A 16230-nucleotide genomic window follows, 5' to 3' on the forward strand; every position below is an offset into this window, starting at 1 on the left:
CGGCACTAAGCCGCCCTCATAAACCATCCGTCGAATACCTCGGCGGTCAGCATGTGCATGGGCACGAAGGGGATAACCGCCGGTGTCTGCCGACGCTTGCGCTTGTCCATCACGAGAATGCATTTGCGAGAGCAATACTTCGCCCTAGCCATCTTCGCTAGGAAGGGGTCACCACAGCAGCCGCAAATCCTTTCGAATTTCGGAACCCGCAAACTGGCATAGGTGCATTCTTTGCTGCAGAAATTTCCCCTCCCGCCCCACTCGTTTTTAGGCCGGAACACATCCCCGCAATGGCTGCACGTCCTCTCTTGGATGGTCTTCATGCTCTCGCCCATACAGGCTTTTGAACAGAAGTACTGAGAGGGGCGCTTCGGAAAGAATGGCTCCTGGCAGACCGCGCACGGCTTAGCGTGGTACTTTCGGTTCGCCTTGTCGCGGCAAATGGTCGTGCAGTATTTCTGGGACACCCTTGAGAACGCGAACGGCTTGAAGGATATCCCGCACTCCTCGCAAGTTCTCTCTGGCGATGCCTCACGCCTGACGGCCCGATACGCCGTTTCGATGATCGATCGGTCTCGGCAATCTGAAGCCCTTATCCGGTAAGTGAGCGCAGCCTTCGCGCACACTCCTGAGCAATACTGCCCGTTGCGTTGGCCAAGCTGCTCTTCCTCTGGAAGCGGAACGGCGCACCAGCGGCAATAAACGCTGGCCGCATAATAGTCTCGCTGCCCTTGCTCCCATGAGGGGCGAGCGGCGCCAACGGCTTTAATCGCCTCTCCGACCAGCAGCGCCGCCTCGTGGTCAGAAACCTCCCAGCGGTGCCCTTGAAGGCACAATGCCGAACGTATTCCCGCGCGCGTCGATCCCTCGTTTTCGAAGGGTGAATGACGCCAGTCAGACATGATGTCGATCACGTCGTGTATAACATGCCGCCTTTCGTCCTGCTTAAATACCCTTGGGAGTGTAACTGGCTTGGGTTTTCCATGCCGATACTCGGTGTACGCTCTGTACATGCTCTTGGTGACCGTCATTTTGCGCCCCCGAATTGAGCATCAAAGAGACCGGCCGTCAGCGGAGCTTTTGATACCGGCGGGAGAACCTTCACGCCTTCCGGTGCCTGCGGCTGCTTCTTGTAGACCGTTTCGAGATAGGCCTGGTCCATGGCGACGAGGATGGCCACATGGCGCGGCTCGATCGGCAATGAGTAGATACGACTGTAGGCCGCAATTTCCGCATAAGTGATCGGCTGCGGGCCGTTCATGCCAGCCTGCCGGGTCTTGTGCAGGGCCATGAACCATTTCCACAGCAGTTCACCGCCGGCAGGTATTGCCACCATGGCAACACCCTTGCCCTCGAGTTGGCGCTTCAGTTCGGCGCAGAGGAGTTTTTGTAGGTTCACGAGAAGAAAATCTCCGTTGCGGAAAAGCTCCCCTCACGACTGCCCCACGACTTCGGCGCAGTCACGCTGCCGGGATCGATCATCATCAGGCAGGCTGGCTTTTCGAGATGACCCGTGCATGTCGATGGGAAGTTCTGGGTGTCGAGCGGATACATGATCTCGACCGTGGCAAAGCCGTTGGCATCCGACACGGCAGGCTCGATAACTCTGTGCAGGGAGCGCTTCAAAACGCTGGCTCTGACCTCGACATAATCGCCGGGGGTGAAGATGAAACCGGCCGGCAGACCACCGAGATACAGAGTGTTTGCGCTCACGGCCTGAAAGAACACGTCACCGTTGAAAGCACCGCCCGATGCCTTTGTGCCAGACAACGGTGCCCCGGTGTCCATTGCGATTGGCCGCGGACGGAATACATCGTAACCAAGGAAGGGCTTGCCCCTGACATCCGCCTTCATCGTGAAAGCATCGAATATCCCGAACAGATGCGTTTCAAGCCAATGCGTGGCGAGCTTCAGCGTCCAGTACGGCGTACCGAAGGACTGCGATTCCGTCCGCCGTCCTTCCATGCGCGACGAGCTGGCGGGGCTGATCGGGTCGAAACTGCACGATGCCCACGGCAGCACCTCGGGTATGATCTCGTAATCGGCCATCAGACTTCTCCACCGTTCTGTTTGATGTTGCGGGTATCCTTGTTGTTCTGGGTGACGATTTTGACCGTCTGCCCTTGCGCCTGCTTGAGGATTTCCCCACCAGTTCCGGCGAAAGCTTCACCAGCACCTCAGAGGAGCCGCCAGACGCGTTTCCAGCCCCGGAGCCGGTAGAACCATTCACCGCCACGCCAAGGCGTCCAGAGCCGTCCCTAGAGAGCGGCATGATTGCCTCCGGTCCTGCTTCGCCCATCAAGCCAGCACCATCAGCAAAGGCGAACATGGTAGGCTTGCTGACGACCTGATTTGAAAAGCCGTTGATGCCATTGGGGAAAGCTCCACCGTTGGCGAAGAGGCCCGCGCCTGGAGCGGTCGGGAAAGCGCTCTTGCCGCCGCTGAACAAACCGCTGAAGAGGCTGGAAAAGAAGCCACCGCCACCACCGCCGCCAGATGCTGCCTTGTTGACCTGAAATATGCTGTCCAGCACATCGTCAAGCATGGTGTCGGCAATGCGCTTGAGGCTGTTCACGGCAACGTCGCCCATGGCTTCCCAGAAGCTTTTGCCTTCCTCGATCGCGCTGAACAGGTCATCCAGTCCGGCGCGGGTGAGGTCTCTCCAGTAAAGTCGCCGCTTCTCGGCTTCGTCCTGAGCTTCCTGCTCCTGATGGATGGCCTCGTTAAGGGCGATGATCTTTCTGCGCTCCTCGTCGGTCGCCGCTGCACCTGCCTGTCTGGAGGCCGCAGAGGCGCGCTTGGCAGCATCGGACAGGTTGACGACGCGAAGCTCTTCCTCAAGCTCTGCGATGAGTTCCTGAACGGCCTTGCGCTCTCGTTCTGCCTGTGTGGTGGAAGCCGAGCGAGAGGATTTGCTCGGTGAGGCAGGAGGAGGCTTGTAAGCCGGAGGCGTCCATGTGCTTCCGCCGGTCGGCTTGAAGTTCATCACTTCCGGGCGGCTCTCAAGCTCTTGAATGCGGCGATTTTCTTCCGCATCGAGATCACGCATCTTCTGCTCGTGAACGGCTCTCGCTCTGACCTTCTGCCGATCGCTCATCCGGTTGTCGGCGGAATCGATATCCTGAAGGGCTTTCGCAGTTTCCTGCTTCTGCCGCATGATGTCATTGATCTGCTTCGTGATCGTACTTGATCGCTGCTTCTCGACGGCCCGTAGCGTTTCAAGGAAATCCATCATGCTATCAACGACCGACACGACGGCAGACTTGAGCGTGTTCCCGACGGTCATGGAAATGGCATTGAACTGCCGGTCAATCTCTTGGGCTTTGGTGATGACGTCATCGGACAGGACGTGCCCGAAATCGTTAGCAGCCTTGATTTGCGCGCGAATGCCTGCCTCACCTTGGGCGATCAGCGAAACCATGCGCTCGCCGCCAGTGCCGCCGAAGAGTTCGTCAAAGATGCGTATCCCAGCCGCTGTGTCCTTCAGTTGGCGGGTGCGCTCGATCAGGAGTAGCATAAGCTCTGTCGGATCTTTGAGCTTTGTTTTGACCTCTTCAGGCGTGAGGCCAAGCCGCTGAAAAGCTTCGGCAGCGCTGCCCTTGCCAGTTACGGCAAACTCATCGGCGCGAAGCTGAAGCTCTTTCAGGCCGTCAGTGATGGCGTCTACCGGAATACGCGCTTGTTCCGCGACATACTTCCATTCTTGGAAAGCCTTTGCTGACAGACCTGCCATGCGGGCCTGATCGGCTATCTCGGCTATGCCGTCAGCCACCTGCTTCACAGATCCGATCACACCTGCGATGCCGGCTCCGACTATGGTCCCCACAAGGCCTCCTGCAAAAGCCTTGCCGACACCACCTATCTTCGTGCCGACGGTGGCCATGGCCTGATTGATGCGCGTGGTTGATCGGATGGCATCCTTCTCCATCTGGTCGGTTGCACGCTTCGAGGACATGGACATCTTGCGGAACTCGCGCTCCGTGGTGCCGCTGGCCTTCGCCATATTGCGCTCGAGATCCTTGATCCGGGCCTCAAGCATAATCACAAGGCGTTCTTCGTCGGTCTGGCTCATGCGTAGCTCCATTCTCCGATGTCACCATCGAAATCGTCGTAAGAGGATCGGCCGCTATCGCCGGCAGCGCAGCGGGCAACGGCCATGGCTGTGGCGACGGCGCCATCGATGTGGTCTTTGCTCTTGGCCTTGTGGAAAGATCGGTTGCCGGAACTGTCTTCGCGGATGGCGATGTTATCGAAATGCCAGCGCAGGATCGGGTGGCCACCGTGCTGGAACTGGCGGGAGAGGATCGCGCGCTCAAGCTCGTTGATGGCAGGGGACATCGTGAGCCAGCCCTGTCGGAACTCGACCACGGGCAAACCTTCATCGAGAAGATTGTTGATGCTGTTGCGGGCGAGGGCCGGATCGAACGCGATTTCGCGGACGTTGAACCGGGCGCATAGCTCTTTGATGTGAGCCTCTACCGCGTGGTAATCGACCACGTTGCCCTCTGTGAGCGTGATGTGGCCTTGTTCCTCCCACAGCGCGTAATTGACGCCCTCACGCGCACCACGCTTCAGCAGATTGTCTCTCGGCAGGTAGAACCACGGATGGACGGCATAACCGTTCTCACGGTCTCCCCACGCGGCAACAACGGCGGTCAAGTCGGTTGTCTTGGAGAGGTCCACGCCGAGATAGCAAGGCGTCTGGTTTGCTTCCAATTCGTCCAAATCTGGACGAAAGTTCCCCTCGTCGTAAACCGGCATGGAGACGAACGGAGACGCGCTGTAATCGAGCCAGGTGTTGAGATGGTACTGGCGGAAGTTATCGCGCTCTGCGGGCTGCTCTCGTGCCTCGTTCGCCATGGTTCGCAGGCCGTCAATATCAGGGTAGCCATCGGCAAGGCCGGGATTGACGAAGTGCCAGAGGTCTTCGTCCTGCCAATCTGCATCAGGCTCGGTCTCGAAGAGCACCGGCAGGAAGCGAGGATCTTCAATCTCTCCAGACTGTACCCGGCGCGCATATTTCAGGCGCTCATAGGCGAGGTTCTCCTGTCCTCGGCCCGCTTGGGTGATGATGATCAACAGCGAGCCGGTCGTCTTGTTCAGCGAGGTTCGAAGCGCGGCCCACATGGTGCGGGCAATCTCGCCCTCCCAGTTGATCAACTCGTCAGCCAGCACGAAGTTTGCCGTCTTGCCGAGCTTGCCCCGCTTGGCCGATGCCAGCGCCCGGAACTTCGCCTTGCTCAACCTGTGCTCAAGGACGAACGTGCTTTCGGTTGGCTTCATCTTCTCCTGAAGCCACTCGGTCTCGTCAACGATGCTGACAGCCTCATCGAAAGCGATCCTCGCATCTTCCTCTGCCGAGCCGGCAACGAACACCTGACCGGACGGAACGCGCTCGTAGCCCACTGTATGGAGCAATGCGAGGCCTGCGCCCATGGTGGTCTTGCGCGCACCACGCGGGAGCAGGATGAAAACGGTCTTCACCTGTCGGCGGCCATCGGGGAAACATGGGCCATAGATGCGGCGCACGATGCGCTCCCAGAACAGCGGGAGGTCGAATTTGCCGTCTTCGCTTTTCGGGTGATTGAGGGCGCGGAGAAACTGCACCGCTTTCTCACCCTTGCCGAACGGGTCTTCAATCTCGCTGCCGTCGAAGATCCACTCCGGGCGGGTTGCCTTAAACTGTGAGACCACTTGGCGCGCCTCCCTGTTTTACTGGCTTTTCAGCAAAACCCTGCTTCGATCGGGCAGCCGGTGTTAGGCCGAGCTCTGCCGACATGCGGGCAACGGTCTCCTGCGCCTTGGACATCAGGCCAGAGGCTGGGTTCGGCTTGAGATTGCCGTGAGCTGTCTTTGTGAGGATGCCATGCTCCTCGATGGCCTTCTGGCATTCGCGCACGGTCCAGATCGCAATGAGGTACGCTTCAAGCAGTCCAGTCATGGATGCGGTCAGGATTTGCCGCTGCACCATTTCGGCGGCGATGATGTTCCACTCCTCGACCATGACTTCCGGCAAATTTGCCGAAGGTTTCGGAACGCCCTTCAAACCGCCGTCGATGGCCTTCAGCGTGGCCTTTGCTCCGCGTGTCCCTTTGCTGCTCATGCGGACACCTTGCGTTCACAGCGCAGGTCCAGGCCCTTACGGCGGCCGATCTCTTTGACCTCGCGGACGTTGTATTCCTCGCCCTCGAAGATGATGCGAGACTTCGGAGCGACCGCGCCAAAGTAGCGGGTGCGGAAGATGATGGACGTGGTGTCGCTGGCGCCGTTGGTCAGATACTCCTCTGTGCTGCTCTGGATGATCTGGGCGCGCACGGTGGCGACATCGGTCCACGTCTCGATAGGCGTGCCGTAGTCGTTCACGGTGCTGGTGAAGCTCTGGACGGTAATAGAGCGATCGAGCTTTCCGGCTCTCATGGCTGCACCGCCTTCCGGTGCGGACCACGGTCCGCAGTAGCAAATCGGCAATTATTGCCGTTTTCAAATCCGTCAATTTGGCGATTTTCAAATTCGGAATAATTCCGCATTTGCTCACACCTCCTGCACAAGTGCGTCGATGGTGACGATGGCGTGGCTGGTCTTGCCGTCTGGATCGCGAAGGAAGCGGGAACCACGGACACGGCAGTCAGCGAAGTGGAAGCCGTCCAAATCCGTCAATTTGGCGAATTTAATCGCACTCCGAATTGCTCCTGAAATACGCTTGCTGATCTCTGTCGATGGCTCCTCGACCCAGACATGCAGGTCCATGTAAACCCGTGTCAGCGTGCGGGCGATGCTGTCGCCTTCGTCCACGCTCTGGCCTTCACCGATGACGATGGATGGGCGCGGGTTGGGGCGCTCGTTGCGGTCGAGGATGTTGGCGGCCGGGACCAAACCAGTGACGGCGGCGGCACCAGTTAACCTCACTCGGATGGCTTTCTGCAGGGCGAGTTCAGCGCTCATCGGCCACCCCAATTCTGCTTCACAGCCTTGGCAGCGGCGCGCTTGATGCGGCCCGTTATCTTCTTGCGGAGCAGACGGAAGGCGGGCCAGAAATACGGCTGCGCTGCGGCCTCCTGCGTGCCGTACTCTACGAGGTGCGCATACCTCACATCCTCGTTTCCAGCGGTCACAGCCACGGCCAGTTCTGGCACCGTGACGCGACCACCGGGCGTGGAGTATGGCGGGGTGTTCGATCCACCCGGCGTGACCGTGATGCTCTCCTGCAATGCGCCTGTGTCCCGTGGTGCGAGGATGCGGGCTGTTACCGCCAGATCGTTGCCTGACTTCACCAGCTCCGGCACCATCGCGGCACGGACGTTCTTCGGGATCATTGCCAGCCGCTGTTTGATGCGACCAATTCCACCATCGTCAGCCAAAGCTATACTCCCTGTATTCGTTGACGATCTGCCAGACGCCGAAGGGCAGTTCCTGGCCGGTCACACCGATGAGGGTTGCTTCCCGGTTTTCGAACCAATGCGCCGCCAGTTGACAGACAGCCTCAACCAGCGCCGGCGGAATTTCGTCTTGATCCGTGCCGCCATAGGTCTCCTCAACCTTGAAGCCGAGAAGGCGTTCGATATGGTTCTGGGCGGCCTCGATCTTGCGCTCGATCAGCGCGTCATCGTCCGTTCCGGGGATGCCGGTGGCGTTCAATTGCTGCTTCAAAATCGCAACGTCTACAATCATTGAACAACCTCCTTTCTGTCGTTCACAAAATCAGGGCCAATTGAGAAATTTTTCGCACGTGCCACCCCGCGCCGGTCCCCCGATGTAGTCGAAAGTTCTGACCCACCCCCGGTCATGATGCACGCGCTCTCTCGCCTCTGAGGCGCTGGGCGGTCTTGCTGTAGACGGACATGGCTGCTGCCTCGGTGCCGTACCATCCAAGCTCTATGCGCTTGCCCTCATGGGTGATGCGTGCCTGATACCTGTTGCCCTTGCGACGGACGCCCTTGAATGGCTTGTTCACCTCATTCTGGGAGCGCGTGGCATGGCGTAGGTTGTCCCACCTGTTGTCGCTCTGCATGCCGTTCTCATGGTCCACCTCATGGGTAGGCCAGTCACCGGTCATGAGCAGGTAGGCAAGACGGTTGGCTCGGTAGTGCTTGCCATCGATCTTAATACGCCAGTACCCTTGATCGTTCAGGCATCCAGCCACGTCACCAGCCTTTGCCCTTGGCCCCTTGGTCTGCTTCCATGTGAAGACACCCGTGTCAGGGTCATAGGCGAGGATGGATGCGACGTGGCTGTAGCTGATCATGGCTCAAGCCTCCGCATCAACACGCACCACGTTGCTGTTGACGCCAAGGGAGGCGTTCAGCTTCATGACGCTGTTGGCTGCATCGAACTGTTCGGACTGGCTCATGACCTTGGCGATGAACAGACGTTCGGAAGGGGTGCCGCCTGCCGGTGCATCGTTGAGAACGATCCTGAACTCGAAGTCGTGGATGGTCTTCTCTGCGGCGATGAGAGCCTGCTGACCGGGATCGGAATAGTCGATGCCCATGACTAACTCCATCGTGCCGGCAGAGCGTGGGCCTTTCAGGGTGCGTGTGCGGCTGTCACCGATCGAGGTGAAGTTGATGGCTTCGCTGGTATCGCCCACGGAACCGAGACCTTCGACTTCTCCGATCTCCTTCCATGTAACTGCATTGGCAGCAGAGAAGTCGGCAAGCACGAAATCTGCCTTCTTCTGTTCCTTCGTGGTGCCGATGTAGATTTTCGCACCGGCCGTCGCGTTGATGGTCATTTGCTTGTCCTTTCAAGGGAGCGCCGTTCATTCGCGGCGTCGATGGCGTTGCACCTCTGGCAACCCGGCTTCCAGTTGGATTTGACCATGCGCAGGTCTGGGCGCTGACGGATGCTCTTGATGTGCATCACGACGATTGCCTTTTCCCCGCACTGGCAGAACTCGTTTTGAGGAAGGGAGAGGAAAGCCTTGGCCTCCCTTTCCCATGTGCTGTCATAGCCACGCTGGCGGGCGCTGGGGCGCTTCTGGTCGTGGCGGGCTTTGCGCTCCCTCTGGATGCGTGCAGCCGTCTGACAGGTCTCACCACGGGGATGAGCCTTGTTGCAGTGTCCGCAGACTGAGGGGCGCGTGTCGGCATATCAGGCCACCGGACGCTCTGCGGCGTTGCCCTTGATGGCGATCACGCTTGCGAAGATCGATGTGCCGCTGCCCTTCGTCAGGACCGGCCGCACATAGCGCTTGAAGCCGCGATAACCGACCTTTGCCGTGCTGTCGGCTGCGAGGTTGCCGGATACCGGCGCCTGGTAGTGATCAGCATCCACATCGGTGAATGTGGCGTTATCGTCGCTCTCCTGAAGCTTCAGCGTGAAGGCTCCAGACGCGGTGCGTGCGCCAGTCGTGACCACGAAGGCCACGCTGTCAAAGCCCAGCAGGTCGACGGATGAACCGTTGGTGCTGGCGGCGATGTCGGCAGGCGCAATGCTCTGCACGACACCAATATTGTGAACGATGTCACGCATGGTCATTCCTCCTTAGGCGGTCGCCATCTTGAGTTTGCGGAGTGCTTCGGTGAGGGTCGGGCCACCACCGACGCGGCGGCGGGCGTGGAAGCGAACCATGCCCTTCGTCGCCTGCGTGTACGGGTCGCGCAGCACCGACATGCCAACGCGGTCATAGACGCGGTATGCCTTGCTGAAATCGCCGTAGAAGATCGGGAACGTGCCGTTTGCGATATCCGGCATGGTCGGGTCTTCGATCACCGGGCGACCGAGCAGCGTGGACGGCTGGCCCGCCTGATAGGATGGCTGCCAGAGGTAATTGCCCTGACCGTCCTTGATGGTGCGGACCTTGCCGAGCGTGGTGCCGTTCATCAGCCAGGAGCCGTTGTTCCGGTATGCAGCCGGCAGCGAGTACATCAGGCCGATAAGCTGGTCGGCGCTGATATTGGTGGCGTGGCCGTTAATGACTTCCGCGATGCCCGTAACCTGCTGGATGCCGAGCGGCTTTTTGGCGCCGTTGCCATTCGAGAATGCCGCGTTCTCCTTGAGGGCGAACTCCTGCGACAGCTCGGAGGCGATTTCGGATTCGACGTTGATGGCCGAGTCTTCGAGCAGGCGAAGCGACACGTCGATGTAACAGGCCAGTTCATGGACCGGGATTTCGATCTGACCATAGGTCATGGTCGTTTCGTCGCGTTCCTCGTCTTCACCTACCCACGAGGCGGTCGGGCGGCCGGTGAGCTTCGGGAGGATGACGGAACCGGCAGACGTGGAACCGACGCGGACAGCCTGCCGGATCGGAGAGATTTCCACGATGCCGCGGATGACTTCGGTCTGGAACTCGGCAGGAGCCAGATAGCCGCCCTTCGTATCGTCGCCTACGATCAAGGCGCGGGTTTCTTCCGGGTCCATGCGGTTATCGCCCAGGCGCAGGAAGTTGGAGAACGCGCGGCGCTCCAACGAGATTTCGTCTTCGCCGGGTGTGCCAGCGCCGCCGGGCCGGTTCATTCGGGTTTCGAGGTCGGCAAGCTGCGTGCGCAGTTCGGTGATCTCGGCTTCGGAGCCGGTGCGATATTCGGCAAAGCCGGTGCGCAGCTCTTCGACGGCCTGCGTGGCTGCTACCAGCGGGTCATCGTCCGGTTCGGCTCGGGTTTCGAGGGTGAAGTGCTTCATTGGTCATTTCCCTTTGCTGACGAGAGCGCATTTCGCCTTCCGGCATGCATTGATGAAGGCCGCTGCGCTCTCGGTAGAGCGGCCAGAACTGCGGATTGAGGTGATCCGGGCATTCGGTGCCGATGGCATGCCCACGAGGGAGATTTCGCGCACGTCGATGCCGGTGAGGATGCGGGTGCCTGCCTGACGCGTCTCACCGCCCTTGTTCAGGCGGAAGCCGATCGAGAGACCATTCAATGCGTCAGCCTTCAGAAGCTCGTAAGCCTCCCGGCCTCGCGTCGTGCTGGTGACGATTTTCCCGCGAACGAAAAGGCCCTTCTCGTCTTCACGGATTTCAGTCCATACGCCGATGATGTCAGTCGGATCGTGCGACCAGAGCATAACTGGCCGCGTGCCGGCCTGCCGGTGCAATTCCAGCGAAGTCAGGAAGGCACCGCGCTTGACGACCTCGTTATGGGCGTTGCGCTGGTCCCAGATGACGGCATAGCCGGAGAACTCGCCGGTATCGCTGGGCGCCTCAAATCTGAGGGAAAGGTCGAGGTGATCCATCAGGCCGCCTCGCTTCGGAAGTTGGCACGATCAGCGGCGAAGGCGTCGGCCTGCTGCTGTATCCATGCGACCTGCAGAACCTTGACGACAGCGGCATGGCCAAACTTGGCGTTAAGGCCGAAGTCGGCGGCGATGTCCCAGTTGATGACGCACCGGGCAAGGCAGTTAATGCGCGCCTTCTCGCGGGCTTCGAATGACGCCTTGCCATCCACGTCAGCGGCGGCGGCCAGCTCGTCCATCATGGCGATGCGGGCCTTGTTCTGCGTCTCGCTGTCAGGACCGGCAATGAGAAGGCGAAGGCCCGTCGGCTTGCCATCCCACGGGTCCACGACTTCCAGCCAGCGGCCTTTGTCCTGGTCGACAAGGTTGGAGTTGATCTCATCAAGCGTCATTGGGCTTAGGCTCCTTGTCGGTTTTCAAAGGGTCGGCACCGTCCTTTTGATCAGCGGGCAAATTTGCCTTCTGGTCGTTCGGATTGATGTGCGGATTGCCGTACTCGTTGCCACCCTCGTATGGTCCCAGATCGAGCCACCCACGGGCTTCGTTCGGGTTGAGCACCTTGGCGCTGATGAGCGTGGAAATCGCTGTGGCGCGCGATGTCAGGTCAGCACGGGTCAGGTCGTCACGGTCGAAGCTGATGCGGTAGCGCTTGCGTTCATCGCGGGAGAGCAGCGCGCGGCCAAGGGCGGTTTCGAGAGCGCGCAGCCAAGGCTCCAGCGTATAGGTCAGGAACTCCCGGCCCATCTGCTCGGAATTGCTCCAGGTGGCGCGGTCGAGTTCGAACAGCATGGAAGGCGGGACGCGGAAGGCGCGGGCAATCTCGATGATCTGGAACTTGCGCAGTTCAAGGAACTGGCTGTCCACCGAGTTGAGCATCAGCTGCTTGATATCGGCGTCATCCCAGAGGACCGCAGCCTTGCCGCTGTCTGCCGGCTGGCGGAAGGCTTTGCGCCAGCCGGCGATCATCTTCTTCGCGCCTTCATCACCGAGCGACTTCTTGTTCAGGATCACGACGCCAGGCGTGGCGCCATTCTTGAAGAAGTTGGAGGCGTGGGTTTCCATCACCTTGGCCGCGCCGATCGCTTCGGCCGCGAGAGTGAGGGGCGATTTGTCGAACGGGCCACGGACGTGCACCACGTTTTCAGACTTCACGATCTGGCCGTTGATGCGGTAGGTCGGTTCGCCGGTCCACGGATCGAAGGTAACGCTGATGCCCTGCGGCTGGTATCGGATGATTTCGCGGATCTCGCCGCGCACGCGGTTCACGTAGGCAAGGCCGCCCCAGTCACGGGTGAGGGCGTCGGCCGCCAGATCGCGGATAAGGTCGAAGCCGGCGGACCACGGATTGACATCACCGCGGAGCAGCGCACCGATCGGGTGATTGCGATCCTCTTCCTCGGTGCCGTCCTCGCGGCGTTCCATGATCCTGATATCGAGGGTGGCGGCGGCTTCCGATATGACCCTGACCGCATTGGCCACGGCAGGGACGCGCAGAGCTTGAGCGCCAGAGATTGCCACCGTGCCGGAAGCCATGCCCGACCACAGGGCAGCGAGAACGCCGTCCTCATCCTTGAGGTTCTCGTCTCGCGTCTCGATCTTTTCGGTGCGTTTGAAAGGGTTCCAGCTCATGGGCTGGAATTTCCGCCATCACAGCGGAAATGTGTATCGGAGAGAATGGGTTAGTCTGGGTTTGTTTATGTTACGCTCGAAAGAAGGCCAGCAAGTCCCCTTCGTGCGCGCAATATCGCCCCCCAATCTGCTTCACGGGGCTGCCTTCGACCTTGGCCAGAGTATCACGGACAAAATCCGCTGAGACACCGATCCGGGCTGCAATGGCTTCGGCGGTCCAGATGATCCGGAACGGGTTGCCGGTATCGTTCGGCTTGCCGGCGAGAATGGCGTCGAGCCGTGATGCTGTCAGCTTCGGTTGGTTCATGCGCACGCTCCGTTGAACGTCCGTTGAACGTCCGTTGCCGACATCCGTTGATTTTTCACGAGAATTTCGCGCCGAAAATTCGGAGATAATTTCGCCGTCATTGCCACCTGATGCAATGATACCAAAGGCTTGCGATTTCCATGGTGTTTCCAAACCATCACGACGCGCCTCCTGGTCGGTCAATCCCGCAGATTTCATCCATGGCCGTGATAATGTCCATGATCGTGGCGTACTCACCAACGCGATAACGTTTTCCGTCCTTGAAGTGCTCCAGTATGTGGATTTCCTTGCCGGTCGTCTCGTCAACATCACGACCGATAAACATGCATTCCTTGTCTGGAAACTGTGCGATGTCGCTCATGCCACGTTCCTTTCGCGGCGGAATGCATGAGTTATAACCTGACCGTTGATCTGCGGCGGCATCCGGCCATCGAGCATACTGCGGACAAGCGCCTCAACTTTCCGCTCAAAGCGCCAGCGGCTGTCGATAACGTTGGAAGGCTTGTTATCAGCCCATGTGAACAAATCGAGTTGCGTCACGCTGCTGCCTCCTGCTTCGGTCCAAGCATATTGTTTGCCAGTCTCAGAGTGAGAACACCCATCTTAAGCATACTCATCAGTCGTGCTCGGAGAATGGTGGCTCCTGGCCGACCTGCGCAGATTTGATCCATCATGGCTTCCGCCTCTGCGTCGCTCTCTGGGATGGGCAACGGCAACGTTTCTTCATCGCCTATTTGATCAGGAGAATACCCCTTAAGAGGTTCTTCCACTTCATAGAGAGAATCTCCAAGGTATCCTCTATGGTATTTGTCGGTAGATTCTACCGGGACATCCTGGTAGTTACTACCGGGACATCCATTTTCAGGGGTGGTAGATTCTACCGGGACATGAGCGGATTTCATGTTTTTACGCCTCCGCTCTTCCTTCTTTCGCTCTGCATCCTTCTCGCTCAGATACTCGGCGGCTTCCCGAGTGTGCATTTTAACGACCTCGGCACGTGGGTTTTCCACATGGTACCGAACGCAGCCGTCTTTGGTGGTTGTTCCGGTGGTGACGAGGTAATGGTTATCGACCAGAAGCGCCCGCGCATTGCGGGCGGTCCTGTCTGACTTTATACCACCCCGCGCCATCAGGGTCAGTGACGAAGCGTAAACAGAGGTCGGCTTCAAGCTTACTTTATCGACCTTGAGAAAGGACAGATAAACGACGATTGCTTGGACGCATGGCGCTCCGTGCAGCTTCGGATCTGCCGCGACGGTTTCAATGGTCTTGAGTTTGAATGCCACAAGCTGGCTACACGCGACCTGATATGGCGACCGCGTGTCTTCAATGATCTCGCCATGCTCGGTGATGTACTCGCTCAACCGAACGCCCTCCGGTTCTGGCGATACTGGTTCGCCAAGGTGAGTGCCTGGGCGGCTTGCGCCGCCGTCAGGCTGAAAATGTTCTGAAGCAGGGCCAGCTTGTTCGGCAGGTCGTGCGGTTGCTCTGACAGCCACATGGCGGCTTTCTCGATGGGTGTGGTCATCACTTCCTCCCCAGCACATGAAGGCGTTGCAATTCCCTCGCCACGTCTTGCAGCGAGAGTTCGTAACGAGCGCCGGCAACAACGGTATCGGGAGCAATCTCGGTCAGCATGTAGCCGCCGAAATTATCCATGCCCTCGGCCTTGCGGGACTTGTGGAAGTCGTAGCCGCTTTCGCGGGCGAGCTTCTTGAGGCGGGCTTCGGGGTTCAGGCTCATTGAACGCTACCTCCTTCGTCAGGTATCAGGGAGACAAGGCGACGGCCTTCTCGAAGGAGCGCAAGCTTGAACGTGTTGCAGGCGATCTGGATGTCGTTGTCGCAGGTGCCGCCGTCTGTCAGGTGGTCCTGAACATCCTTCACGGCGGCTTCGATCTCCTCTTCGAGGGCATGAAGAGGCAGATCAAACATGACCGCTTTCTGGAAGAGTAAGCGGCCAGATGTCTTACCGATCTCCTCCAGCTTTGCCATGCAGAGCGCTGTGAGTTGCTCGCGGGAAAGGTTGTCGCTCATAGCCCGCACCCTCCATAGATACGACCGACGCTGTAGTCACCTTCGTCACCGTTGAAATCATGCTCGTCACCGTTCGGCTCGCGCTCGTCGTCATATTCCCGATCCTCCATTTCGGGATAGGTATCTGCCAGATAGGGCTCAAGGTTCTCGTCGCCATCGACGAGGTCGAGGAGGGCGACCAGTTCCTCGATTTTCGCTTCGAGGCGGGCGCGGGTGATTTCCAGAGGGGACTGTCTCATGCGAAAGCCTCCCCAAGCTCTTCCACACAGTCCCTGATGACTTTAATTCGGTCATCGATCTCTTCAGACAGGGCCTGAAGCGCGTTGACCGCGAACGTATCTTTCACATCACTGCAGGCCATGAAGAGCGCGCGGTTAAGGTTCTTGGCGGTAATGATCATGTCTGCAATTTCGAGCAGCTTGTGCTTCGCGTCGGTGGCGCTCATGCCAATTCCTCCCCGTTCCATGCCGCATGAAAGGCTTTGTTCAGCCTTGAGCAGCGAACAGCGACGTCGTTGATCAGGAAGGACATCTGATCATCTTCGTGCTTCGTGATCCGGTAGGTCACGTCGTTGTCGCCGGAAGATGCAATGCGAGAGCTCGGGCCGAATGTCGTGTCAAAGGACTCGGCAGCAATCTCGGCCATGTGCATCAACTCGCGGACGGCGCTTTCAAGACTGCGCATCGCCCACGCAACTTCCTTATCTGTCGCTTTCTTTTCGGCCGGAGCCGTGGTAAATGTTTCCACGTTCATTTCGATATCCTTCTGGGGGATTGAGGAACCATGGCTCGGAGAGGTTGCCGCCTCTGCCGGGCCTTTTGCGTTCTGGGAGGTCATGCTGCCTCCATGAAGAAGTCGATGAGCTTCTGACGGGCGATTACCCACCGGCCATGGACCTTTTTTGCGGGAAGCTGCCCCTTGTCGAGCATGTCGAAAGTGACCCGGGTCGAGCGACCGATAACCTTCCCGATTTCTTCAGCGCCCCAAATGAGATCGAGCGCATCTGTTTTGTCGGTGTTGACTTGCATCCGTATTCCTCGTTAACCAAACGTATTAGCACCGTGCTAACCGTAAGAATGTCTAGCA

The 16230-nt window shown here is 59.0% G+C and carries 28 protein-coding genes; all 28 read right to left on the reverse strand.

What is annotated here, in order from left to right:
- Positions 1-5: 5 nt before the first annotated feature.
- Positions 6-1031 (reverse strand): hypothetical protein, encoded by a 1026-nt coding sequence (locus tag G3A56_RS02405; RefSeq protein ID WP_164056132.1) that lies wholly within the window; start codon positions 1029-1031, stop codon positions 6-8.
- The gene (locus G3A56_RS02410; RefSeq protein WP_164056133.1) at positions 1028-1399 is read right to left on the reverse strand and encodes a phage tail assembly chaperone; all 372 of its coding nucleotides are present in this window, start codon (positions 1397-1399) and stop codon (positions 1028-1030) included. Before G3A56_RS02410 ends, G3A56_RS02405 begins: the two co-directional genes overlap by 4 nt.
- Positions 1396-1989 (reverse strand): hypothetical protein, encoded by a 594-nt coding sequence (locus G3A56_RS02415; protein ID WP_246231265.1) that lies wholly within the window; start codon positions 1987-1989, stop codon positions 1396-1398. The genes G3A56_RS02410 and G3A56_RS02415 overlap by 4 nt, the downstream gene beginning before the upstream one ends.
- Positions 1889-4072 (reverse strand): hypothetical protein, encoded by a 2184-nt coding sequence (locus tag G3A56_RS28705; RefSeq protein WP_246231096.1) that lies wholly within the window; start codon positions 4070-4072, stop codon positions 1889-1891. The genes G3A56_RS02415 and G3A56_RS28705 overlap by 101 nt, the downstream gene beginning before the upstream one ends.
- Entirely contained in the window at positions 4069-5694 is a 1626-nt protein-coding gene (locus G3A56_RS02420; RefSeq protein ID WP_164056135.1) for a terminase large subunit, read from the reverse strand. The genes G3A56_RS28705 and G3A56_RS02420 overlap by 4 nt, the downstream gene beginning before the upstream one ends.
- Entirely contained in the window at positions 5678-6103 is a 426-nt protein-coding gene (locus G3A56_RS02425) for a phage terminase small subunit P27 family (protein ID WP_164056136.1), read from the reverse strand. The genes G3A56_RS02420 and G3A56_RS02425 overlap by 17 nt, the downstream gene beginning before the upstream one ends.
- Entirely contained in the window at positions 6100-6417 is a 318-nt protein-coding gene (locus G3A56_RS02430) for a phage head closure protein (protein WP_164056137.1), read from the reverse strand. Before G3A56_RS02430 ends, G3A56_RS02425 begins: the two co-directional genes overlap by 4 nt.
- Before the next feature lie 114 nt (positions 6418-6531).
- Entirely contained in the window at positions 6532-6942 is a 411-nt protein-coding gene (locus tag G3A56_RS02435) for a DUF3168 domain-containing protein (RefSeq protein ID WP_164056138.1), read from the reverse strand.
- Positions 6939-7358: an HK97-gp10 family putative phage morphogenesis protein gene (locus G3A56_RS02440; protein ID WP_164056139.1), complete on the reverse strand. Its 420-nt coding sequence runs from the start codon at positions 7356-7358 to the stop codon at positions 6939-6941. The genes G3A56_RS02435 and G3A56_RS02440 overlap by 4 nt, the downstream gene beginning before the upstream one ends.
- The gene (locus tag G3A56_RS02445; protein ID WP_164056140.1) at positions 7351-7668 is read right to left on the reverse strand and encodes a head-tail connector protein; all 318 of its coding nucleotides are present in this window, start codon (positions 7666-7668) and stop codon (positions 7351-7353) included. The genes G3A56_RS02440 and G3A56_RS02445 overlap by 8 nt, the downstream gene beginning before the upstream one ends.
- A gap of 112 nt (positions 7669-7780) precedes the next feature.
- Positions 7781-8242: an HNH endonuclease gene (locus tag G3A56_RS02450; RefSeq protein WP_164056141.1), complete on the reverse strand. Its 462-nt coding sequence runs from the start codon at positions 8240-8242 to the stop codon at positions 7781-7783.
- Positions 8243-8245: 3 nt separating this feature from the next.
- Positions 8246-8731: a hypothetical protein gene (locus G3A56_RS02455; RefSeq protein ID WP_164056142.1), complete on the reverse strand. Its 486-nt coding sequence runs from the start codon at positions 8729-8731 to the stop codon at positions 8246-8248.
- A gap of 359 nt (positions 8732-9090) precedes the next feature.
- Positions 9091-9471 carry a hypothetical protein gene (locus tag G3A56_RS02460; RefSeq protein WP_113380326.1) on the reverse strand — a complete coding sequence of 127 codons (381 nt, stop codon included), beginning with the start codon at positions 9469-9471 and terminating at the stop codon, positions 9091-9093.
- Positions 9472-9483: 12 nt separating this feature from the next.
- Positions 9484-10623, reverse strand: a complete 1140-nt coding sequence (locus G3A56_RS02465; RefSeq protein WP_164056143.1) for a phage major capsid protein — start codon at positions 10621-10623, stop codon at positions 9484-9486.
- 3 nt (positions 10624-10626) lie between these two features.
- Positions 10627-11172, reverse strand: a complete 546-nt coding sequence (locus G3A56_RS02470) for an HK97 family phage prohead protease (RefSeq protein ID WP_164056144.1) — start codon at positions 11170-11172, stop codon at positions 10627-10629.
- Positions 11172-11564 (reverse strand): hypothetical protein, encoded by a 393-nt coding sequence (locus tag G3A56_RS02475; RefSeq protein WP_164056145.1) that lies wholly within the window; start codon positions 11562-11564, stop codon positions 11172-11174. Before G3A56_RS02475 ends, G3A56_RS02470 begins: the two co-directional genes overlap by 1 nt.
- The gene (locus G3A56_RS02480) at positions 11554-12801 is read right to left on the reverse strand and encodes a phage portal protein (protein WP_164056146.1); all 1248 of its coding nucleotides are present in this window, start codon (positions 12799-12801) and stop codon (positions 11554-11556) included. Before G3A56_RS02480 ends, G3A56_RS02475 begins: the two co-directional genes overlap by 11 nt.
- Before the next feature lie 70 nt (positions 12802-12871).
- The gene (locus G3A56_RS02485) at positions 12872-13291 is read right to left on the reverse strand and encodes a hypothetical protein (protein WP_164056147.1); all 420 of its coding nucleotides are present in this window, start codon (positions 13289-13291) and stop codon (positions 12872-12874) included.
- A complete protein-coding gene (locus G3A56_RS02490; protein ID WP_164056148.1) occupies positions 13266-13469 on the reverse strand; it encodes a hypothetical protein in 204 nt (67 codons plus the stop codon). Before G3A56_RS02490 ends, G3A56_RS02485 begins: the two co-directional genes overlap by 26 nt.
- Positions 13466-13648 (reverse strand): hypothetical protein, encoded by a 183-nt coding sequence (locus G3A56_RS02495; protein ID WP_164056149.1) that lies wholly within the window; start codon positions 13646-13648, stop codon positions 13466-13468. Before G3A56_RS02495 ends, G3A56_RS02490 begins: the two co-directional genes overlap by 4 nt.
- Positions 13645-14472, reverse strand: coding sequence for a hypothetical protein (locus G3A56_RS02500; protein ID WP_164056150.1), 828 nt, complete (start codon positions 14470-14472; stop codon positions 13645-13647). The genes G3A56_RS02495 and G3A56_RS02500 overlap by 4 nt, the downstream gene beginning before the upstream one ends.
- Complete coding sequence (locus G3A56_RS02505; protein ID WP_162714056.1) at positions 14469-14636, reverse strand: hypothetical protein; 168 nt, start codon at positions 14634-14636, stop codon at positions 14469-14471. Before G3A56_RS02505 ends, G3A56_RS02500 begins: the two co-directional genes overlap by 4 nt.
- The gene (locus tag G3A56_RS02510) at positions 14636-14851 is read right to left on the reverse strand and encodes a hypothetical protein (RefSeq protein WP_164056151.1); all 216 of its coding nucleotides are present in this window, start codon (positions 14849-14851) and stop codon (positions 14636-14638) included. The genes G3A56_RS02505 and G3A56_RS02510 overlap by 1 nt, the downstream gene beginning before the upstream one ends.
- Positions 14848-15144: a hypothetical protein gene (locus tag G3A56_RS02515; RefSeq protein WP_164056152.1), complete on the reverse strand. Its 297-nt coding sequence runs from the start codon at positions 15142-15144 to the stop codon at positions 14848-14850. Before G3A56_RS02515 ends, G3A56_RS02510 begins: the two co-directional genes overlap by 4 nt.
- Positions 15141-15383, reverse strand: a complete 243-nt coding sequence (locus tag G3A56_RS02520; protein WP_164056153.1) for a hypothetical protein — start codon at positions 15381-15383, stop codon at positions 15141-15143. Before G3A56_RS02520 ends, G3A56_RS02515 begins: the two co-directional genes overlap by 4 nt.
- Positions 15380-15589 (reverse strand): hypothetical protein, encoded by a 210-nt coding sequence (locus tag G3A56_RS02525; RefSeq protein ID WP_164056154.1) that lies wholly within the window; start codon positions 15587-15589, stop codon positions 15380-15382. Before G3A56_RS02525 ends, G3A56_RS02520 begins: the two co-directional genes overlap by 4 nt.
- Positions 15586-15981 carry a hypothetical protein gene (locus G3A56_RS02530; protein WP_164056155.1) on the reverse strand — a complete coding sequence of 132 codons (396 nt, stop codon included), beginning with the start codon at positions 15979-15981 and terminating at the stop codon, positions 15586-15588. Before G3A56_RS02530 ends, G3A56_RS02525 begins: the two co-directional genes overlap by 4 nt.
- Positions 15978-16172: a DNA-binding protein gene (locus G3A56_RS02535; protein WP_164056156.1), complete on the reverse strand. Its 195-nt coding sequence runs from the start codon at positions 16170-16172 to the stop codon at positions 15978-15980. The genes G3A56_RS02530 and G3A56_RS02535 overlap by 4 nt, the downstream gene beginning before the upstream one ends.
- Positions 16173-16230: the final 58 nt, after the last annotated feature.

This window comes from Rhizobium oryzihabitans (assembly GCF_010669145.1).
Classification (GTDB): Bacteria; Pseudomonadota; Alphaproteobacteria; order Rhizobiales; family Rhizobiaceae; genus Agrobacterium; species Agrobacterium oryzihabitans.